The 19,110-nt window shown below is 40.7% G+C and carries 23 protein-coding genes; 18 read left to right on the plus strand and 5 right to left on the minus strand.

The window, feature by feature from the left end; genetic code table 11:
* Positions 1-15 precede the first annotated feature (15 nt).
* The 12 genes from dnaG (at position 16) to K4Z77_RS01340 (ending at position 10,103) form a co-directional block, all read left to right on the plus strand.
* Complete coding sequence (gene dnaG, locus K4Z77_RS01285; protein ID WP_049532868.1) at positions 16-1,776, plus strand: DNA primase; 1,761 nt, start codon at positions 16-18, stop codon at positions 1,774-1,776.
* Positions 1,777-1,778: 2 nt separating this feature from the next.
* Positions 1,779-2,888, plus strand: a complete 1,110-nt coding sequence (gene rpoD / locus K4Z77_RS01290) for an RNA polymerase sigma factor RpoD (protein ID WP_004259586.1) — start codon at positions 1,779-1,781, stop codon at positions 2,886-2,888.
* Between the two features lie 14 nt (positions 2,889-2,902).
* Positions 2,903-3,232 (plus strand): metal-sulfur cluster assembly factor, encoded by a 330-nt coding sequence (locus tag K4Z77_RS01295; RefSeq protein ID WP_224218202.1) that lies wholly within the window; start codon positions 2,903-2,905, stop codon positions 3,230-3,232.
* Positions 3,233-3,347: 115 nt separating this feature from the next.
* Positions 3,348-4,391 carry an alpha-galactosylglucosyldiacylglycerol synthase gene (gene cpoA / locus K4Z77_RS01300; protein WP_224218203.1) on the plus strand — a complete coding sequence of 348 codons (1,044 nt, stop codon included), beginning with the start codon at positions 3,348-3,350 and terminating at the stop codon, positions 4,389-4,391.
* Between the two features lie 15 nt (positions 4,392-4,406).
* A complete protein-coding gene (locus tag K4Z77_RS01305) occupies positions 4,407-5,732 on the plus strand; it encodes a glycosyltransferase family 4 protein (RefSeq protein WP_224218204.1) in 1,326 nt (441 codons plus the stop codon).
* A gap of 29 nt (positions 5,733-5,761) precedes the next feature.
* Positions 5,762-5,938 carry a PspC domain-containing protein gene (locus tag K4Z77_RS01310; protein ID WP_049539206.1) on the plus strand — a complete coding sequence of 59 codons (177 nt, stop codon included), beginning with the start codon at positions 5,762-5,764 and terminating at the stop codon, positions 5,936-5,938.
* A gap of 58 nt (positions 5,939-5,996) precedes the next feature.
* On the plus strand, positions 5,997-6,131 hold the full coding sequence (locus K4Z77_RS01315; RefSeq protein WP_000863859.1) for a DUF4044 domain-containing protein: 135 nt from the start codon (positions 5,997-5,999) through the stop codon (positions 6,129-6,131).
* A 63-nt stretch (positions 6,132-6,194) separates the two neighbouring features.
* The gene (obgE, locus tag K4Z77_RS01320) at positions 6,195-7,505 is read left to right on the plus strand and encodes a GTPase ObgE (protein ID WP_224218205.1); all 1,311 of its coding nucleotides are present in this window, start codon (positions 6,195-6,197) and stop codon (positions 7,503-7,505) included.
* Between the two features lie 9 nt (positions 7,506-7,514).
* On the plus strand, positions 7,515-7,673 hold the full coding sequence (locus K4Z77_RS01325) for a hypothetical protein (protein ID WP_001808548.1): 159 nt from the start codon (positions 7,515-7,517) through the stop codon (positions 7,671-7,673).
* Between the two features lie 300 nt (positions 7,674-7,973).
* The gene (locus K4Z77_RS01330; protein ID WP_224218206.1) at positions 7,974-8,615 is read left to right on the plus strand and encodes an amino acid ABC transporter permease; all 642 of its coding nucleotides are present in this window, start codon (positions 7,974-7,976) and stop codon (positions 8,613-8,615) included.
* A gap of 9 nt (positions 8,616-8,624) precedes the next feature.
* Positions 8,625-9,254: an amino acid ABC transporter ATP-binding protein gene (locus tag K4Z77_RS01335; protein ID WP_224218207.1), complete on the plus strand. Its 630-nt coding sequence runs from the start codon at positions 8,625-8,627 to the stop codon at positions 9,252-9,254.
* Between the two features lie 9 nt (positions 9,255-9,263).
* On the plus strand, positions 9,264-10,103 hold the full coding sequence (locus tag K4Z77_RS01340; protein WP_224218208.1) for an amino acid ABC transporter substrate-binding protein: 840 nt from the start codon (positions 9,264-9,266) through the stop codon (positions 10,101-10,103).
* Between the two features lie 166 nt (positions 10,104-10,269).
* On the opposite strand, the gene lysS is transcribed toward K4Z77_RS01340, so the two are convergent.
* From lysS to K4Z77_RS01365, 5 genes are all read right to left on the minus strand, one after another.
* Positions 10,270-11,760, minus strand: coding sequence for a lysine--tRNA ligase (gene lysS / locus K4Z77_RS01345; RefSeq protein ID WP_020901741.1), 1,491 nt, complete (start codon positions 11,758-11,760; stop codon positions 10,270-10,272).
* Positions 11,761-11,896: 136 nt separating this feature from the next.
* Positions 11,897-12,514, minus strand: coding sequence for a histidine phosphatase family protein (locus K4Z77_RS01350; RefSeq protein ID WP_224218209.1), 618 nt, complete (start codon positions 12,512-12,514; stop codon positions 11,897-11,899).
* Entirely contained in the window at positions 12,511-12,996 is a 486-nt protein-coding gene (locus K4Z77_RS01355; RefSeq protein ID WP_224218210.1) for an aminoacyl-tRNA deacylase, read from the minus strand. The genes K4Z77_RS01350 and K4Z77_RS01355 overlap by 4 nt, the downstream gene beginning before the upstream one ends.
* Complete coding sequence (locus tag K4Z77_RS01360; RefSeq protein WP_224218211.1) at positions 12,996-13,838, minus strand: DUF368 domain-containing protein; 843 nt, start codon at positions 13,836-13,838, stop codon at positions 12,996-12,998. Before K4Z77_RS01360 ends, K4Z77_RS01355 begins: the two co-directional genes overlap by 1 nt.
* A 94-nt stretch (positions 13,839-13,932) precedes the next feature.
* On the minus strand, positions 13,933-14,733 hold the full coding sequence (locus K4Z77_RS01365) for a GH25 family lysozyme (RefSeq protein ID WP_224218212.1): 801 nt from the start codon (positions 14,731-14,733) through the stop codon (positions 13,933-13,935).
* Between the two features lie 143 nt (positions 14,734-14,876).
* On the opposite strand from K4Z77_RS01365, the gene glmU reads away from it, so the two are divergent.
* The 6 genes from glmU to K4Z77_RS01395 all read left to right on the plus strand — a co-directional run bounded on the left by glmU (position 14,877) and on the right by K4Z77_RS01395 (position 19,109).
* Positions 14,877-16,256: a bifunctional UDP-N-acetylglucosamine diphosphorylase/glucosamine-1-phosphate N-acetyltransferase GlmU gene (glmU, locus tag K4Z77_RS01370; RefSeq protein ID WP_224218213.1), complete on the plus strand. Its 1,380-nt coding sequence runs from the start codon at positions 14,877-14,879 to the stop codon at positions 16,254-16,256.
* 9 nt (positions 16,257-16,265) lie between these two features.
* The gene (locus tag K4Z77_RS01375; protein ID WP_224218214.1) at positions 16,266-16,811 is read left to right on the plus strand and encodes an NUDIX hydrolase; all 546 of its coding nucleotides are present in this window, start codon (positions 16,266-16,268) and stop codon (positions 16,809-16,811) included.
* 11 nt (positions 16,812-16,822) lie between these two features.
* Positions 16,823-17,134: a cell wall synthase accessory phosphoprotein MacP gene (gene macP, locus K4Z77_RS01380; RefSeq protein WP_224218215.1), complete on the plus strand. Its 312-nt coding sequence runs from the start codon at positions 16,823-16,825 to the stop codon at positions 17,132-17,134.
* Positions 17,135-17,150: 16 nt separating this feature from the next.
* Complete coding sequence (locus tag K4Z77_RS01385; RefSeq protein WP_224218216.1) at positions 17,151-17,843, plus strand: 5'-methylthioadenosine/adenosylhomocysteine nucleosidase; 693 nt, start codon at positions 17,151-17,153, stop codon at positions 17,841-17,843.
* Between the two features lie 76 nt (positions 17,844-17,919).
* Positions 17,920-18,411: a chromosome segregation protein RocS gene (gene rocS, locus K4Z77_RS01390; protein WP_000021242.1), complete on the plus strand. Its 492-nt coding sequence runs from the start codon at positions 17,920-17,922 to the stop codon at positions 18,409-18,411.
* A 107-nt stretch (positions 18,412-18,518) separates the two neighbouring features.
* Positions 18,519-19,109 carry a 3'-5' exonuclease gene (locus tag K4Z77_RS01395; protein WP_224218217.1) on the plus strand — a complete coding sequence of 197 codons (591 nt, stop codon included), beginning with the start codon at positions 18,519-18,521 and terminating at the stop codon, positions 19,107-19,109.
* Position 19,110 lies beyond the last annotated feature (1 nt).

A 19,110-nucleotide genomic window follows, 5' to 3' on the forward strand; every position in this document is an offset into this window, starting at 1 on the left:
ATGGAGGTATTGTGTATGGTTGACAAACAAGTCATTGAAGAAATCAAAAACAATGCCAACATTGTGGAAGTCATAGGAGATGTGATTTCTTTACAAAAGGCAGGACGGAACTATCTAGGGCTCTGTCCTTTTCATGGTGAAAAAACACCTTCTTTCAACGTTGTCGAGGACAAGCAGTTTTACCACTGTTTTGGTTGTGGGCGCTCAGGTGATGTCTTTAAGTTCATCGAGGAGTACCAAGGGGTTCCCTTTATGGAGGCTGTCCAAATCTTAGGTCAGCGTGTTGGGATTGAGGTTGAAAAACCGCTTTATAGTGAGCAGAAGCCAGCTTCACCCCACCAAGCTCTTTATGATATGCATGAAGATGCTGCCAAATTTTATCATGCTATTCTCATGACAACGACCATGGGGGAAGAGGCCAGAAACTACCTTTATGAGCGTGGTTTGACAGATGAAGTGTTCAAGCATTTTCGGATTGGTTTAGCACCTCCAGAACGAAACTATCTCTATCAACGTTTGTCTGGTCAGTATCGTGATGAGGATTTTCTAGATTCAGGGCTATTTTACCTATCGGATGCAAATCAATTTGTAGACACCTTTCACAATCGCATCATGTTTCCCCTAACAAATGACCAGGGAAAGGTCATTGCCTTCTCAGGTCGTATCTGGCAGAAAACGGATTCACAAACTTCTAAGTATAAAAATAGCCGATCGACTGCAATTTTTAACAAAAGTTACGAATTATATCATATGGATAGGGCAAAAAAATCTTCTGGTAAAACTAGTGAGATTTACCTCATGGAAGGGTTCATGGATGTCATTGCAGCCTATCGGGTTGGAATCGAAAATGCTGTCGCATCTATGGGAACAGCCTTGAGTCGTGAGCATGTTGAGCATCTGAAAAGGCTAACCAAGAAGTTGGTTCTTGTTTACGATGGCGATAAGGCTGGGCAAGCTGCGACATTGAAAGCGCTGGACGAAATTGGTGATATGCCTGTGCAGATCGTCAGCATGCCTGATAACTTGGACCCAGATGAATATCTACAAAAAAATGGTCCAGAAGATTTGGCCTATCTATTAACGAAAACTCGTATTAGTCCGATTGAGTTCTACATTCACCAGTATAAGCCTGAAAATAGTGAAAATCTGCAAGCTCAGATTGAGTTTATTGAAAAAATAGCTCCCTTGATTGTTCAAGAAAAGTCCATCACTGCTCAAAACAGCTATATTCATATTTTAGCTGACAGTCTGGCGTCCTTTGATTATGCCCAGATTGAGCAGATTGTTAATGAAAGCCGTCAGGCACAAAGGCAGAATCGCATGGAAGGAATTTCCAGACCGACGCAAATCACTATGCCTATCACCAAGCAGTTATCGGCTATTATGAGGGCAGAAGCCCATCTACTTTATCGAATGGTGGAATCCCCTATTGTTTTGAACGATTACCGCTTGCGAGAAGACTTTGCATTTGATACACCTGAATTTCAGGTCTTATATGACTTGCTTGGTCAGTATGGCAATCTTCCTCCAGAAGTTCTAGCAGAACAGACAGAGGAAGTTGAAAGAGCTTGGTACCAAGTCTTAGCTCAGGATTTGCCTGCTGAGATGTCACCGCAGGAACTAAGTGAAGTAGAAATGACTCGAAACAAGGCTCTCTTGAATCAGGACAATATGAGAATCAAAAAGAAGGTGCAGGAAGCTAGCCATGTAGGAGATACAGACACAGCCTTAGAAGAATTAGAACGTTTAATTTCCCAAAAGAGAAGAATGGAGTAATAATGGCAACAAAACAAAAAGAAGTAACAACATTTGACGTACAAGTAGCAGAATTTATCCGTAATCATAAGCAAAAAGGGACAGCAACAGATGATGAAATCAATGCTAGTCTAGTCATTCCTTTTACCTTGGACGCTGATGGGATTGAAGATCTCTTGCAACGGATTCAGGATGCAGGGATTTCTATCACAGATAACGAAGGAAATCCAAGTGCGCGTGTTCTTAGTGCTGAAGAAGAACCAGAACTCAGCGATGAGGACTTGATTGGGTCAACTTCGGCTAAGGTCAACGACCCTGTTCGTATGTACTTGAAAGAAATCGGGGTCGTTCCTCTCTTGACCAATGAAGAGGAAAAAGAGTTGGCACTGGCTGTTGAAGCGGGCGATATCGAAGCTAAACAACGCCTTGCGGAAGCCAACCTTCGTTTGGTTGTTTCCATTGCTAAACGCTATGTTGGTCGTGGTATGCAGTTTCTTGACTTGATTCAAGAAGGAAATATGGGCTTGATGAAGGCGGTTGACAAGTTTGACTATTCTAAAGGGTTCAAGTTCTCAACTTATGCAACTTGGTGGATTCGTCAGGCTATCACTCGTGCTATTGCGGATCAAGCTCGTACCATCCGTATCCCAGTTCACATGGTTGAAACTATCAATAAATTGGTTCGTGAACAGCGTAATCTTCTTCAAGAATTGGGACAAGATCCGACACCAGAACAAATCGCTGAACGAATGGATATGACCCCTGATAAGGTTCGTGAAATCTTGAAGATTGCCCAAGAACCAGTATCCCTTGAAACTCCTATCGGTGAAGAGGATGATAGCCACCTTGGGGACTTTATTGAAGATGAAGTGATTGAAAATCCAGTGGACTATACGACTCGTATCGTCTTGCGTGAGCAGTTGGATGAAGTCTTAGATACTCTTACAGACCGTGAAGAAAATGTTCTGCGTCTACGTTTTGGACTAGATGATGGAAAAATGCGTACCCTTGAAGATGTAGGTAAAGTCTTTAACGTAACTCGCGAGCGTATCCGTCAGATTGAAGCCAAGGCTTTGAGAAAACTACGTCAACCAAGTCGCAGCAAACCGCTTCGTGATTTTATTGAAGACTAGGAGTGAGGGGAAATATGGCTTATACAGAAGAACAAATTGAAAACATCAAAACACGAATTTTATCAGCCTTGGAAGAAGTTATCGACCCTGAGTTGGGAATCGATATTGTCAATCTTGGTTTGATTTATGAGATTCGTTTTGACGGCGAAACAGGGCAAACTGAGATTGATATGACTTTGACAACTATGGGTTGTCCCCTAGCTGATCTTTTGACAGACCAGATTTATGATGCTATGACAGAGGTGCCAGAAGTGACTGATACTGAGGTCAAATTAGTCTGGTATCCAGCCTGGACAGTTGAAAAAATGAGTCGCTACGCACGCATTGCCTTAGGCATTAAGTAAACAAATAAAAGGATGTGAGAGACCATTGGAAAAGCGAGGAAATTTCCCCCTCTTTTCCTCTAGTCTCTCCTTTCTTTTGCTGATTTTATTCAAAGAAAATGATATAATAGTAGTTATGGAACAAAAGAAATTACGCATCAATATGTTAAGTTCAAGTGAGAAAGTAGCAGGGCAAGGAGTTTCAGGTGCCTACCGTGAATTGGTTCGTCTTCTTCACCGTGATGCCAAGGACCAATTGATTGTTACAGAGAATCTTCCAATCGAGGCAGATGTGACTCACTTTCATACAATTGATTTTCCCTATTATTTATCAACATTCCAAAAGAAACGCTCAGGGAGGAAAATTGGTTATGTACATTTCTTGCCTGATACACTTGAGGGGAGTTTGAAAATTCCATTTTTCTTAAAGGGAATTGTTAAACGCTATGTATTTTCTTTTTACAACCGAATGGAGCACTTGGTTGTTGTTAATCCTATGTTTATTGAGGATTTGGTGGCAGCTGGTATTCCACGTGAAAAAGTGACCTATATTCCTAACTTTGTCAATAAGGAAAAATGGCATCCCCTTCCACAAGAAGAGGTAGCTAGACTGCGAACAGAACTTGGCGTTAGTGACAATCGGTTTATCGTAGTAGGTGCTGGTCAAGTCCAGAAACGAAAAGGGATTGATGATTTTATCCGTCTGGCTGAGGAATTGCCTCAGATTACCTTTATCTGGGCGGGTGGTTTCTCTTTTGGTGGTATGACAGATGGTTATGAACGCTACAAGAAAATGATGGATAATCCACCTGAAAATTTGATGTTTCCAGGTATTGTGTCCCCAGAGCGAATGCGTGAATTGTATGCCCTAGCGGACCTTTTCTTGTTGCCAAGTTACAATGAACTTTTCCCTATGACGATTTTAGAGGCTGCTAGTTGTGAGGCTCCTATTATGTTGCGTGATTTAGATCTCTATAAGGTGATTTTGGATGAAAATTATCGGGCGACAGCAGATAGAGAAGAGATGAAAGAGGCTATTTTAGAATATCAAGCAAATCCTGCTGCCTTGAAAGACCTCAAAGAAAAAGCTAAGAATATTTCCAGAGAGTATTCAGAAGAGCATCTGTTACAAATCTGGTTGGACTTTTATGAGAAACAAGCTGCTTTAGGGAGAAAGTAAAAAGTGAGGTAATCTATGCGAATTGGTTTATTTACAGATACCTATTTTCCTCAGGTTTCTGGTGTTGCGACCAGTATTCGAACCTTGAAAACAGAACTTGAAAAGCAAGGACATGCTGTTTTTATCTTTACAACGACGGATAAGGATGTCAATCGCTACGAAGATTGGCAAATTATCCGCATTCCAAGTGTTCCTTTTTTTGCTTTTAAGGATCGTCGCTTTGCCTACCGAGGTTTTAGCAAGGCGCTTGAAATTGCCAAACAGTATCAGCTAGATATTATCCATACTCAGACAGAATTTTCTCTTGGTTTGTTGGGGATTTGGATTGCGCGTGAACTGAAAATCCCAGTCATCCATACCTATCACACCCAATACGAAGACTATGTGCATTATATTGCCAAGGGGATGTTGATTCGTCCTAGCATGGTCAAGTATCTGGTCAGAGGTTTCCTGCATGATGTGGATGGGGTTATTTGCCCGAGTGAGATTGTTCGTGACTTGCTATCTGACTATAAAGTCAAGGTTGAAAAACGGGTCATTCCTACTGGTATTGAATTAGCCAAGTTTGAGCGTCCAGAAATCAAGCAAGAAAATCTAAAAGAACTGCGTAGTAAATTAGGGATTCAAGATGATGAAAAGATGCTACTTAGTCTCTCCAGAATTTCCTATGAAAAAAATATTCAAGCAGTACTAGCAGCCTTTACAGAAGTTCTGAAAGAAGAAGACAAGGTCAAACTGGTGGTAGCTGGGGATGGTCCTTATCTGGATGATCTCAAAGAGCAAGCTCAGAAATTAGAGATTCAAGACTCCGTTATCTTTACAGGGATGATTGCTCCTAGTGAGACGGCTCTTTACTATAAGGCGGCGGATTTCTTCATTTCAGCATCGACAAGTGAAACCCAAGGTTTGACCTACTTGGAAAGTTTAGCTAGTGGAACGCCTGTCATTGCTCATGGAAATCCTTATCTGGACAATCTTATCAGTGATAAAATGTTTGGAACCTTGTACTATGGGGAACATGATTTAGCTGGAGCTATTTTAGAAGCTTTGATTGCGACGCCGGACATGAATGATCATACCTTATCAGAGAAATTGTACGAGATTTCAGCTGAGAACTTTGGGAAACGAGTGCATGAGTTTTATCTGGATGCCATTATTTCAAATAACTTCCAGAAAGATTTAGCAAAAGATGATACGGTCAGTCAGCGTATCTTTAAGACAGTTTTGTATCTTCCGCAACAGGTGGTTGCTGTGCCCGTAAAAGGCTCTAGACGCATGCTGAAGGCTTCAAAAACACAGTTAATCAGCATAAGAGATTATTGGAAAGACCATGAAGAATAGAAAGAGGAACAGCTATGAAAAAACAATTAATGAGAAGCGGTCGTGATAAAAAGATTGCTGGTGTTTGTACCGGAGTCGCCCATTATCTAGATATGGATCCAACTATCGTTCGAGTCATTTGGGGTGTCCTTGCTTGCTGTTACGGAGCTGGAATTGTAGCTTATATCATTTTATGGATTATCGCACCAGTAGCAACTGACTATTGAAAACTAGCTAAATTCATGCTAAGATAATAGAAAATAGAATGCAACGAAGGAGAGAAAAATGGCATTTGGAGATAATGGAAATCGTAAAAAAACTATGTTTGAGAAAATAACCTTGTTTATCGTGATTATCATGCTAGTAGCAAGTTTATTGGGAATTTTTGCAACTGCAATTGGTGCCCTCAGTAATCTATAAAATAGATTCAAGAAAATTTAGTGACTGGGATTTCCCAGCCCTTTTTTAAAGTGAGAAGAAAAAATGAGTATGTTTTTAGATACAGCTAAGATCAAGGTCAAGGCTGGTAATGGTGGTGATGGCATGGTTGCCTTTCGCCGTGAAAAATATGTCCCTAATGGCGGTCCTTGGGGTGGTGACGGAGGTCGTGGAGGTAATGTGGTCTTCGTTGTAGACGAAGGCTTGCGTACCTTGATGGATTTCCGCTACAATCGCCATTTCAAGGCTGATTCTGGTGAGAAAGGAATGACCAAAGGGATGCATGGTCGTGGTGCTGAAGACCTTAGAGTTCGAGTACCACAAGGTACGACTGTTCGTGATGCAGAGACTGGCAAGGTTTTGACAGATTTGATTGAACATGGTCAAGAATTTATCGTTGCTCACGGTGGTCGTGGTGGACGTGGAAACATCCGCTTTGCGACACCAAAAAATCCTGCACCGGAAATCTCTGAAAATGGAGAACCAGGTCAGGAACGTGAGTTACAATTGGAACTAAAAATCTTGGCAGATGTCGGTTTAGTAGGTTTCCCATCTGTAGGGAAATCAACACTTTTAAGTGTTATTACCTCAGCTAAACCTAAAATTGGTGCCTACCACTTTACGACCATTGTGCCAAATCTAGGTATGGTTCGTACCCAATCAGGTGAATCCTTTGCAGTAGCCGATCTACCAGGTTTGATTGAAGGCGCTAGTCAAGGTGTTGGTTTGGGAACTCAGTTCCTCCGTCACATCGAGCGTACACGTGTCATCCTTCACATCATTGATATGTCAGCTAGCGAAGGCCGTGATCCTTATGAGGATTATCTTGCCATTAACAAGGAGTTGGAGTCATACAATCTTCGTCTCATGGAGCGTCCACAGATTATTGTAGCCAATAAGATGGACATGCCTGAAAGTCAGGAAAATCTTGAAGAATTCAAGAAAAAATTAGCTGCAAATTACGATGAATTTGAAGAGTTACCAGCTATTTTCCCAATATCTGGTTTGACCAAGCAAGGTTTGGCTACGCTTTTGGATGCTACAGCTGAATTGCTAGACAAGACACCAGAATTCTTGCTCTACGACGAGTCAGATATGGAAGAAGAAGCTTACTATGGATTTGACGAGGAAGAAAAAGCCTTTGAAATTAGTCGTGATGACGATGCGACATGGGTACTTTCTGGTGAAAAACTGATGAAACTCTTTAATATGACCAACTTTGATCGTGACGAATCAGTCATGAAATTTGCTCGCCAGCTACGTGGCATGGGAGTTGATGAATCTCTTCGCGCGCGTGGTGCTAAAGATGGTGACTTGGTCCGCATTGGTAAATTTGAGTTTGAATTTGTAGACTAGGAGACTGGTATGGGAGATAAACCGATATCTTTCCGAGATGCGGATGGCAATTTTGTTTCCGCCGCAGACGTTTGGAATGAAAAGAAATTGGAAGAACTATTTAATCGTCTCAATCCAAATCGTGCCTTGAGATTAGCACGAACTAAAAAAGAAAATCCATCACAGTAAAGAAGATAAAACTCCAATTATCAGTCAAGTTAACTGTAACAAATAGAAGCTAAGATCGAGAAAGGGCAAAATTCGTCCTTTCTTTTTATTTATAAATTATAATATATTGAAATAGAATATAAACAAATAGACTAGGAAATTCAAATTAAATGACTAACAAGGCTTTATAAGTCGTGTTGTCCTATTCTAGCTTCAAGACACTGTATTTTTTCTATTGAAAAAGAATTTTTTTACAAAAATAGTTGGTTATTTAGTTTATTTATGCTATAATAGGAGCAATTATTTTTAGGAGGTGTCAGCATGTCTTATTTGTTTGAGATATTACCGAGTTTATTGAGCGGTGCAAGCATGACTTTACAGGTTTTTGTGCTGGTCTTGATTTTTTCTATTCCCTTGGGCGTTTTGATTGCCTTTGCCTTGCAAGTCCATTGGAAGCCCCTCCATCATCTGATTAATATTTATATTTGGATTATGCGAGGTACACCCTTGCTCTTGCAATTAATCTTTATCTATTATGTGCTGCCAAGTATTGGGATTCGTTTGGACCGTCTTCCTGCGGCTATCATTGCCTTTGTGTTGAATTATGCGGCTTACTTTGCTGAAATCTTCCGTGGAGGGATTGATACCATCCCTAGAGGTCAGTATGAGGCTGCCAAGGTCTTGAAGTTTAGTTCTTTTGACACAGTTCGCTACATTATTTTGCCTCAGGTAACCAAGATTGTTCTTCCTAGTGTCTTTAATGAAGTCATGAGTTTGGTCAAGGATACTTCTCTGGTCTATGCTCTAGGAATTTCAGATCTTATCTTGGCTAGTCGAACAGCTGCCAACCGTGACGCTAGCCTAGTTCCCATGTTCTTGGCAGGAGCCATTTACTTGATTTTGATTGGGATTGTGACCATTCTTGCCAAAAAAGTTGAGAAGAAGTACAGTTACTATAGATAGGAGGCTGCAATGTTAGAATTACGAAATATCAATAAGGGATTTGGTGAAAAGCAAATTTTATCTAATTTCAGTCTAAGCATTCCTGAAAAACAAATCCTGGCTATCGTTGGGCCTTCTGGTGGAGGTAAGACAACTCTCTTACGTATGCTTGCAGGTCTTGAAACTATTGATTCAGGGCAAATCTTTTATAATGGAGAACTTTTAGAACTGGATGAACTAGAGAAGCGGAATTTACTGGGATTTGTATTCCAAGATTTTCAACTTTTCCCTCATTTATCAGTTCTGGACAATTTGACCTTATCGCCTGTGAAGACCATGGGAATGAAGCAGGATGAGGCTGAGCAGAAGGCGCGAGGACTTTTGGAACAATTAGGACTTGCTGGTCATGCAGATGCCTATCCATTCTCATTATCAGGTGGGCAAAAGCAACGGGTGGCCTTGGCGCGTGCTATGATGATTGATCCAGAAATCATTGGCTACGATGAACCAACTTCTGCCCTAGATCCAGAATTGCGCTTGGAAGTGGAGAAGCTAATCTTGCAAAATAGGGAACTTGGGATGACCCAGATTGTGGTAACCCACGATTTGCAGTTCGCTGAAAATATCGCGGATCAGATTCTCAAGGTTGAGCCCAAGTAGGAGGTGCCGATGACTAATAAGAAAATTGCTTTGGTATTGGTTTCGTTCCTGACTTTCTTTTTAACAGCTTGTACTCAGAAGGTTAGTGATCCAAAGCAGGATAACTGGAATAAATATCAAGAGCAGGGGACCATTACTATTGGTTTTGACAATACCTTTGTACCCATGGGATTTGAAGAAAAGAATGGACAATATACGGGCTTTGATATTGACTTAGCACAAGCTGTCTCTGAAAAATTAGGTTTTAAGGTGCAATTTCAGCCAATTGACTGGGATATGAAGGAGACAGAACTGCAAAATGGAACCATAGATGCCATCTGGAATGGCTATTCTGCGACTGATGAACGCCGAGAGAAGGTTGCCTTTAGCATTCCATATATGGAAAATCAGCAAGTTCTGGTTGCGAAGAAAAGCCAGCAAATTCGTTCAGTAGAGGATATGAAGGATAAGACCTTGGGAGCCCAAGCCGGGTCCTCTGGTTATCTAGACTTTGAAGCCCAGCCAGACTTACTGAAAAATCGTGTTAAAGACCAGAAGGCTAATCAGTACCAGAGTTTTAATGAGGCCTTGATTGATTTGAAAAATGACCGGATTGATGCCTTGTTGATTGACCGAGTGTATGCTAATTATTATCTCCAGTCTGAGGGGATATTAAATGACTATAATGTCTTTTCAGCAGGATTTGAAAGTGAATCCTTTGCGGTCGGAGTTAGACCAGCTGACAAAAGATTACTGCAAGCTTTAAATCAAGCTTTTATCGCACTATACCAAGAAGGAAAGTTCCAAGAAATCAGCCAAAAATGGTTTGGAGAAGATGTAGCAACCAAAGAAGTGAAAAGTAGAGATTGAGTTTTTACTCAGTCTTTTTTTGCATCAAAAAATCCTCTGACAAGAGCCAGAGGATAAGAGCTTATACTCAATGAAAATCAAAGAGCAAACTAGGAAGCTAGCCACAGGCTGTACTTGAGTACGGCAAGGCAACGCTGACGTGGTTTGAAGAGATTTTCGAAGAGTATTATTTCATTGTTGGGAAGAGCAATACGTCACGGATAGTAGTTGTATCAGTGAGGAGCATGCAGAGACGGTCGATACCGATTCCCAAACCACCTGTTGGTGGCATACCGTATTCAAGAGCCTCGATGTAGTCATAGTCGATGCCTGTTGCTTCATCATCACCAAGTTCTTTGGCTTTAGCTTGGGCTTCGAAACGGCTAAGTTGGTCGATTGGGTCGTTGAGCTCAGTAAAGGCATTTCCGTACTCCTTAGTCATGATGAAGAGCTCGAAACGATCTGTAAAGCGTTCGTCTTCAGGATTCTTCTTAGCCAGTGGAGATACAGCTACTGGATGTCCATAGACAAAAGTTGGTTGAATTAAAGTTTCTTCAACAAATTCTTCAAAGAAGGCATTGATAATGTGGCCAACTTCAGTGTAGTGTTTCTCAACGGGAACTTTCTTCTCAGCAGCGATAGCTTTTGCTTCTTCAAAAGTCATGTCTTGCCAGAAATCTACACCGGTTATTTCCTTGATAGCATCCACCATGTGAACACGTTTAAATGGTTCATTGATCTTGATTTCAGTACCTTGGTAGTTTACAGGGCCATCGCCTTTGACTGATTTAGCAGCGTGTTGGATAATACCTTCAGTCAAGTCCATGATGTCTTGGAAGTCTGCATAAGCTTGGTAAACTTCGATAGAAGTAAACTCAGGGTTATGAGTAGCATCCATTCCTTCGTTACGGAAGATACGGCCGATTTCATAGACGCGTTCCATACCACCCACGATAAGGCGTTTCAAATGAAGCTCAGTCGCGATACGAAGCACCATGTCAATGTTTTGGGCATTGTGGTGTGTTATAAATGGACGGGCAGCAGCACCTCCAGCTTCGTTGTGAAGAACAGGTGTTTCCACTTCAAGGAAGCCTTTTTGGTCAAGGTAACGACGGATTTCAGAGATGATTTTTGAACGAGTGACAAAGCGCTCAAAGCTTTCACGGTTAGAAATCAAGTCGAGGTAACGTTTACGGTAAATTGTTTCAACATCTGTCAAACCGTGGAATTTCTCAGGAAGTGGGCGAAGTGCTTTAGACAAGTGTGTGATGTGAGTAGCCTTGATAGAGAGTTCTCCCATATCTGTACGCATCACTTCACCTTCGACACCAAGAAAATCACCAAGGTCTGCTTTTTTGAAGATTTCGTAGTTTTCTTCACCGACAGCATCCTTACGAACGTAGATTTGGATTTGACCTTCGCGGTCTTGAAGGTGGGCAAAACCTACTTTACCTTTACCACGTTTGGTTACCAAGCGTCCTGCGATAGTAGCTGTTTCGTTTTTATCGTGTAATTGTTCTTTATCGAGGTCAGCAAATTTATCTTTTAATTCTTGTGAATTTGCAGTACGTTCAAAACGTTTTCCGAAGGGATCGATTCCTTGTTCACGGAGCGCAGCCATTTTTTCACGGCGAACGATCTGCTGGTCATTTAGTTCTTCCATATGTTCTGTTGACATGGTATCCTCCTAGTTTTACTCAAAATTGAATACGATGAGTCATTTTTTGCGATACCCCATTTTATCATAAATAAGCAAGAAATTCACGGATAATCTTTCAAAACTAAAAAGAACTTGACGCTAAAATCAAGTTCTGTTATTGATAGGAAGTATCATTCCAAATATCGAGAGTGAATGTTTCAAAATCATGGGTTTCTAGAATGGTTAGGCTGGCATTGGCTAGACCACCATCTTTACGAAGAAGTGGCTCTTTATAACCTAGAAGAGTACGAAGACTAGCAGTAAGATTGGCACCGTGACCGACAATTAGAATACGCTCAGCCGGACTATCTTTTAATGATTTGATAAATTGAATGGTCCGTTGTGTTGTGCTAAAGAGGGATTCAGCTCCAAACATTTGAGTGTCAAATTGCGCAAGATTAGATCGAAAAGCTTTGATTTGTTGCGGGTAAATAGATTCCAAGGTTGCGATTTTCAAACCTTCTAATTTACCCAGTTGCCATTCACGGAGATTAGAGACGCTTTCTAAAGGACAGGGTGTCTGGAGTTGACTTTGGATAATTTCAGCCGATCTGACCGCTCGAGGTAAATCACTTGAATAAATCTGATCAAAAGGAATTTCCTTGAGATATTGGCCAAGTTGTTTTAGGGTTTCAATGGATTCAGGAAGAAGGGGAGAATCACCACTAGCACCTTGAAAGCGTCCTTCTTGGTTCCAGACGGTACGACCGTGGCGGACAAAGTAGAGTTTCATTCTTGGCTGTCCTCCAATATATCTACAAAGTCAGCTTTTACAAAGCTAGCCAAATCTTGTGGTGCGACGATAATACTGTGACCAACTTCGCCTGCTGAGACAATCATTTGATCCAAGTCTAGAGCGATTTTATCGATAAAAATGGGATAATTGTGTTTCTGACGAATACCGACAGGATTATTGGCTCCATGAATATAACCTGTTGTTTTTTCCAAGTCCTTTTGTGGAATCATGCTTACTTTTTTATTGCCAGAAATTTTGGCTAGTTTCTTTTCAGATAAGTGTTGAGTGATAGGCACAATTCCGATAATCGGTCCGGTCTTATCTCCTAAAAGAGCCAAGGTTTTGAAAATCTGATCTCGTTCATAACCTTGAGGCAGCTCTCCTTCCAGGGCATTGATTTGAATCCCCTGATGTGGGATAGCTGCTTTAGCTAGGATTTGTTCCACCAATGTTTTTTTGATTTTAACTTTTTTTGCCATTATTTATACTTATCCTCCAATTGGCTCATCCAAATACCAAGCCAGATTCCCAGTGCAAAGAAGAAGGCGATGATGACATACCCGACAAGAGAAAGGCCTGTGTATTGGATGCTTTCAGCGTTTCCTGCATTTGGAATCAAGATCAAAAGGGTACTTGATAGGACGATACCGATGATGAAATGATAGACGCGTGAGTGGTAGTTGTTTAAGGCATAATCCATCAATTTTGAAAAAATAATGAGAGTTGCGCCTGCTCCGATTCCAATCGGTAAGAAGGTTCCCAAGAGGTCAAAGGTTTTAAAACCAGTCAACATAGGAGCATAGAGGCCCAAAATCAAAAGTAGATTTGATGGACTGAGGCCAGGAACTAATACGCCAAGAGCCAGCAGTGCACCAGCTAGGACGAAATTAAGAAAGCTGGCACTTAAGGTTCCAACAACAAAATTTAAGGCATAGAGTCCTAGTCCAGAAATGATAAAGGTTGTCCAGAACCAAGCTAAATCAATCTTGTCTCGGTCAGATTCTCGAGTTGATTCTTTGAGAAGGCTAGGAACAGTACCAATGATAGCCCCCGCAAAGCTCCATAAGACAAAGACCTGATAATTTTCAAGCAGGTATTCAATCGGGTAGGAAAATAAGCCGATTCCCAGAAGCATGCCGATGGCAACTGGAATAAAGTACAAAACATTTTCTTTAAAGTCTTTAAAGGGATGGGCCAGAAAGCCAATCATCCGTTCGTAAATGCCTAAGATTGCTGCTAGAACCCCTCCGGAAATTCCCGGTAGGATAAATCCAAGAGCAATCACAATCCCTTTAATAAGGCGTGCTAACCATGAGAGCATATATTTCCTCCAACTATTTCTATTTCAAAAAATCCTTACTATATTGTATCACAATCAAACACAAAAAGAAAAAGCAAATGCTAAACAAATGCTTTTAAGGTTTTAAAAAGAGTTTTCTAAAGGTTTCTTCTTTGTTTTTTAAGGAAGAGATGACGTTGATATCTAAATCGTGGTCAAAGCCAGCAATTTTTCCTTTAGAAGTGTACTGGTGGATGTCGTAATCTAAGTCCGTATTAGGTTTGCTTTCGAAAAATCCAGTATTTGAACCATAGGAAGGAATCCAAACAGACGTAAATTTGCCTGTATCAATACTGTGTTCTTCCATGAAGTAGACCCCAACGTAGATGCCGATGTTTTTAGCACCAAGTGATTCTAGCTTTGCTCGAAAGGCTTCAACACCCTCGTTCATATTGGACATGGTTTTTTCTTCCACGTCTAGCCAATAGTAACTAGGGCTGTATGGTGAAGAGGCGTTATAAAAAACTTCAGCGGCTTTTTCCATTTCTTGGACACTTTTTCCAGCTAAATAAGCATAGACACCAACTGGGACATTTCGTTTTTGAAACTCCGTGATATGGGTTTTAAAGGCCTTATCTATTCCATTGATAAAGGAAGCATCGTTCTCTTTGGACGTTTGAGCGCCACTATGCACGCGAACAATAGCTCCAGAAATGTTTTGGGACAGAGTATCGTAATTAATTTCCTCAGGACGCTGCCAGCCAGAGAGGTCAATAATCGGTTTGTCTAAGTGTTTCAAAGTCTGTGCTTCAATCTGCGCTATGTTGGATTTTGTTTTAAACGATTGGTTGTCATTAAGTGGGCGATTGATGATTAAAATGAACATCATAATCCCAAAAAAACTAAATAAAATAAGTGGATGAATTTGTTTTCTCATATCTTATAATTTTACCCTAAAAATCAAAAAAAATCAAAAAAATGGGTTAAGGAAAGGACTTTGGAGCATTTTTTCATTCAAGGGAGCGGAATGATTTGAAATATGGTATAATAAAAGGGAATTTCTAGAGAAAAGAGAAGATTATGTCAAATTATGCCATTATTTTAGCAGCGGGTAAAGGGACTCGCATGAAATCTGATTTGCCAAAAGTTTTGCACAAGGTTGCGGGTATTTCTATGTTGGAACATGTTTTCCGTAGTGTGGGAGCTATCCAACCTGAAAAGACAGTAACAGTTGTAGGACACAAGGCAGAATTGGTTGAGCAGGTCTTGGCTGGACAGACAGAATTTGTGACTCAATCTGAACAGTTGGGTACTGGTCATGCGGTTATGATGACAGAGCCAATCTTAGAAGGTTTGTCAGGTCACACCTTAGTCATCGCAGGAGATACTCCTTTAATCACAGGTGAAAGCTTGAAAAACTTGATTGATTTCCACATCAATCATAAGAATGTGGCCACTATCTTGACTGCTGAAACAGATAATCCTTTTGGCTATGGACGTATTGTGCGTAATGACAATGCTGAGGTTCTTCGCATTGTTGAGCAGAAGGATGCTACAGATTTTGAAAAGCAAATCAAGGAAATCAACACTGGAACATATGTTTTTGACAACGAGCGTTTGTTTGAGGCTTTGAAAAATATCAATACCAATAACGCTCAAGGAGAATACTATATTACAGATGTTATTGGTATTTTCCGTGAAGCTGGTGAAAAAGTTGGCGCTTATACTTTGAAAGATTTTGATGAAAGTCTTGGGGTAAATGACCGTGTGGCACTTGCGACAGCTGAGTCAGTGATGCGTCGCCGCATCAATCATCAGCACATGGTCAATGGTGTTAGCTTTGTCAACCCAGAAGCAACTTATATTGATATTGATGTTGAGATTGCTTCTGAAGTTCAAATTGAAGCCAATGTTACCTTGAAAGGGCAAACGCAAATTGGTGCTGAGACTGTTTTGACAAATGGTACATATGTAGTGGACAGCACTATTGGAGCAGGAGCTGTCATTACCAATTCTATGATTGAGGAAAGCAGTGTTGCAGACGGCGTAACTGTCGGTCCTTATGCCCACATTCGTCCAGGTTCAAGTCTGGGTGCCCAAGTCCATATTGGTAACTTTGTTGAGGTTAAAGGTTCTTCTATCGGTGAGAATACTAAGGCTGGTCATTTGACTTATATTGGAAACTGTGAAGTGGGTAGCAAGGTTAATTTTGGTGCTGGAACTATTACAGTCAACTATGATGGCAAAAACAAATACAAGACAGTCATCGGTAACAATGTTTTTGTTGGTTCAAATTCAACCATTATTGCTCCAGTTGAGTTAGGTGATAATTCCCTCGTTGGTGCGGGTTCAACTATTACCAAAGACGTTCCAGCGGATGCTATTGCTATTGGTCGCGGTCGTCAGGTCAATAAAGACGAATATGCAACTCGCCTTCCTCATCATCCTAATAATCAGTAGGAGCCTATCATGGAATTTGAAGAAAAAACGCTTAGTCGAAAAGAAATCTATCAAGGACCAATTTTTAAACTGGTCCAAGATCAGGTTGAATTACCAGAAGGCAAGGGAACTGCCCAACGTGATTTGATTTTCCACAATGGGGCTGTCTGTGTTTTAGCAGTAACGGATGAGCAAAAACTCATCTTGGTCAAGCAGTACCGCAAAGCTATCGAGGCTGTCTCTTACGAAATTCCAGCCGGAAAGTTGGAAGTAGGAGAAAATGCAGACCCTGTGGCAGCAGCACTTCGTGAATTAGAGGAAGAAACAGCCTATACAGGGAAATTAGAACTCTTGTACGATTTTTACTCAGCCATTGGCTTTTGTAATGAAAAGTTAAAACTATACCGAGCAAGCGATTTGACGAAGGTGGAAAATCCGCGTCCGCAGGATGAAGACGAAACCTTGGAAGTCCTTGAAGTGAGCCTAGAAGAAGCTAAGGAATTGATCCAATCAGGTCATATCTGTGATGCCAAGACAATTATGGCTGTACAGTATTGGGAATTGCACAAAAAATAGAGGAGGTCAATATGGGTAAACCTTTATTAACGGATGAAATGATTGAAAGGGCTAATAGAGGCGAAAAAATTTCAGGTCCCCCTTTGCTAGATGATGAGGAGACTAAGATTTTACCAACTTCTTCTTCCCGTTTTGGTTATGCCAATCCTAAGGGACATGGCTTTAGCCAAGAAACCTTGAAGATTCAGGTCGAACCGTCTATTCATAAAAGCCGTCGCATTGAAAATACCAAGAGAAATGTCTTCAATTCTAAGTTGAATATGATTCTATTTGCAGTCATCTTTCTCTTGATTTTGCTTGTCTTAGCAATGAAACTTTTGTAATAGAAAAGGAATTGAAATGAAAATAGGAATTATTGCGGCTATGCCAGAAGAACTGGCTTATCTGGTCCAGCATCTAGAAAATGCCCAAGAGCAAGTTGTTTTGGGGAATACCTATCATACAGGCATCATTGCCTCTCATGAAGTTGTTCTTGTAGAAAGTGGAATTGGTAAGGTCATGTCTGCTATGAGTGTAGCGATTTTGGCTGATCATTTTCAAGTGGATGCTTTGATTAACACAGGATCAGCTGGGGCAGTAGCAGAAGGTATTGCTGTTGGGGATGTTGTGATTGCTGACAAATTAGCCTATCATGACGTGGATGTCACAGCTTTTGGCTATGCTTATGGACAAATGGCGCAACAACCGCTTTATTTCGAATCAGATAAAACCTTTGTTGCCAAAATCCAAGAGAGTTTATCTCAATTGGATCAAAATGGGCATCTTGGTTTGATTGCTACAGGAGATAGTTTTGTTGCAGGAAATGATAAGATAAAAGCGATTAAATCCCATTTCCCAGATGTTTTGGCTGTTGAGATGGAGGGGGCAGCTATTGCTCAGGCAGCGCATGCCCTTAATCTCCCAGTCTTAGTCATCCGAGCTATGAGTGACAATGCTAACCATGAAGCAAATATCTCTTTTGATGAGTTTATTATCGAAGCTGGACGTCGCTCTGCCCAAGTCTTATTAGCCTTTTTGAAGGCTTTAGATTAAGCGAAAATTTGACAGTTTTTCTAGCTTATGATAAGATTTAAGTAAAGAAAAGCTAGAAAACGTTTCAGAGGATATTATGAGTATTGAAATGACCGTCAGTGAGATTGCAGAGGTCTTAGGATTATCTCGCCAAGCAATCAATAACCGTGTCAAAGAATTACCAGAAGAAGACACAGATAAAAATGACAAAGGGGTAACAGTCGTTACCAGAAGTGGCTTGATTAAGCTAGAAGAAATCTATAAAAAAACGATTTTTGAAGATGAGCCTGTCAGTGAAGATGTCAAGCAACGTGAACTGATGGAGATTCTGGTTGATGAGAAGAATGCAGAAATTCTCCGTCTTTATGAACAATTAAAAGCCAAGGATCGTCAGCTATCAGAAAAAGATGAGCAGATGCGCATCAAAGACCGTCAGATTGCTGAGAAAGACAAACAACTAGATCAGCAGCAACAATTGACTCTTCAAGCCATGAAGGATCAAGAAAATCTCAAGCTAGAGCTGGACCAAGCAAAAGAAGAAGTCCAATCCACTAAGAAAGGCTTTTTTGCTCGTTTATTTGGAGGATAATCAAGGAGCTGTTTAGGTTAAATGCTAACCTGATGGCTTCTTTTGTTTCTAAATAGTATAGTTGCTCAAATAGAATAAGAAGAGAGATAGTAGAAGAGAGGTATAGAATGGAACGATTAGAAGAGTACATTGCTTTTGACTTAGAATTTAATCAGCACGAAGGACAAACACACTTGATTCAAGTATCGGCAGTGCATTTTAGAGATGGACAGGAAATCGATGCCTATGATTCCTATGTTCATACCAATGTACCTCTAAAAAGCTTTATCAATGGTTTGACTGGGATTACGGCTGAGACCTTAAAAGATGCTCCTCCAGTGGAGAAAGTTATAAAAGATTTCCAAGAGTTTGTGGGTTTTTTACCGATGGTAGGATACAATGCTGCTAAAAGTGATTTGCCTATTCTAGCAGAACATCGTTTAGACTACAGTCAGCAGTACAAGGTAGATCTGTATGATGAAGCTTTTGAACGTCGGAGTTCGGATTTACATGGTATTGCCAATCTCAAATTGCAAACCGTTGCCTCGTTTCTTGGATTTCAAGGTCAATCTCATAATAGCTTGGAGGATGCTCGTATGACAGCGCGTGTTTACGAGTCCTTTCTAGATTCGGATCAAGCTAGAAAATTGTTAGGGGCAGAAAGTAGCCTCTCGAACAATCCTTTTGGGGGTTTGGACTTGTCTCAATTATTTGACTAGG

This window comes from Streptococcus mitis subsp. hohhotensis (assembly GCF_020089495.2).
Classification (GTDB): Bacteria; Bacillota; Bacilli; order Lactobacillales; family Streptococcaceae; genus Streptococcus; species Streptococcus hohhotensis.

Excerpts from the sequence above, each read along its gene's own strand:
- dnaG (WP_049532868.1), top strand. The coding sequence starts at position 16 with ATGGTTGACAAACAAGTCATTGAAGAAATCAAAAACAATGCCAACATT.
- rpoD (WP_004259586.1), top strand. The coding sequence starts at position 1,779 with ATGGCAACAAAACAAAAAGAAGTAACAACATTTGACGTACAAGTAGCA.
- K4Z77_RS01295 (WP_224218202.1), top strand. The coding sequence starts at position 2,903 with ATGGCTTATACAGAAGAACAAATTGAAAACATCAAAACACGAATTTTA.
- cpoA (WP_224218203.1), top strand. The coding sequence starts at position 3,348 with ATGGAACAAAAGAAATTACGCATCAATATGTTAAGTTCAAGTGAGAAA.
- K4Z77_RS01305 (WP_224218204.1), top strand. The coding sequence starts at position 4,407 with ATGCGAATTGGTTTATTTACAGATACCTATTTTCCTCAGGTTTCTGGT.
- K4Z77_RS01310 (WP_049539206.1), top strand. The coding sequence starts at position 5,762 with ATGAGAAGCGGTCGTGATAAAAAGATTGCTGGTGTTTGTACCGGAGTC.
- K4Z77_RS01315 (WP_000863859.1), top strand. The coding sequence starts at position 5,997 with ATGGCATTTGGAGATAATGGAAATCGTAAAAAAACTATGTTTGAGAAA.
- obgE (WP_224218205.1), top strand. The coding sequence starts at position 6,195 with ATGAGTATGTTTTTAGATACAGCTAAGATCAAGGTCAAGGCTGGTAAT.
- K4Z77_RS01325 (WP_001808548.1), top strand. The coding sequence starts at position 7,515 with ATGGGAGATAAACCGATATCTTTCCGAGATGCGGATGGCAATTTTGTT.
- K4Z77_RS01330 (WP_224218206.1), top strand. The coding sequence starts at position 7,974 with ATGTCTTATTTGTTTGAGATATTACCGAGTTTATTGAGCGGTGCAAGC.
- K4Z77_RS01335 (WP_224218207.1), top strand. The coding sequence starts at position 8,625 with ATGTTAGAATTACGAAATATCAATAAGGGATTTGGTGAAAAGCAAATT.
- K4Z77_RS01340 (WP_224218208.1), top strand. The coding sequence starts at position 9,264 with ATGACTAATAAGAAAATTGCTTTGGTATTGGTTTCGTTCCTGACTTTC.
- lysS (WP_020901741.1), bottom strand. The coding sequence starts at position 11,760 with ATGTCAACAGAACATATGGAAGAACTAAATGACCAGCAGATCGTTCGC.
- K4Z77_RS01350 (WP_224218209.1), bottom strand. The coding sequence starts at position 12,514 with ATGAAACTCTACTTTGTCCGCCACGGTCGTACCGTCTGGAACCAAGAA.
- K4Z77_RS01355 (WP_224218210.1), bottom strand. The coding sequence starts at position 12,996 with ATGGCAAAAAAAGTTAAAATCAAAAAAACATTGGTGGAACAAATCCTA.
- K4Z77_RS01360 (WP_224218211.1), bottom strand. The coding sequence starts at position 13,838 with ATGCTCTCATGGTTAGCACGCCTTATTAAAGGGATTGTGATTGCTCTT.
- K4Z77_RS01365 (WP_224218212.1), bottom strand. The coding sequence starts at position 14,733 with ATGAGAAAACAAATTCATCCACTTATTTTATTTAGTTTTTTTGGGATT.
- glmU (WP_224218213.1), top strand. The coding sequence starts at position 14,877 with ATGTCAAATTATGCCATTATTTTAGCAGCGGGTAAAGGGACTCGCATG.
- K4Z77_RS01375 (WP_224218214.1), top strand. The coding sequence starts at position 16,266 with ATGGAATTTGAAGAAAAAACGCTTAGTCGAAAAGAAATCTATCAAGGA.
- macP (WP_224218215.1), top strand. The coding sequence starts at position 16,823 with ATGGGTAAACCTTTATTAACGGATGAAATGATTGAAAGGGCTAATAGA.
- K4Z77_RS01385 (WP_224218216.1), top strand. The coding sequence starts at position 17,151 with ATGAAAATAGGAATTATTGCGGCTATGCCAGAAGAACTGGCTTATCTG.
- rocS (WP_000021242.1), top strand. The coding sequence starts at position 17,920 with ATGAGTATTGAAATGACCGTCAGTGAGATTGCAGAGGTCTTAGGATTA.
- K4Z77_RS01395 (WP_224218217.1), top strand. The coding sequence starts at position 18,519 with ATGGAACGATTAGAAGAGTACATTGCTTTTGACTTAGAATTTAATCAG.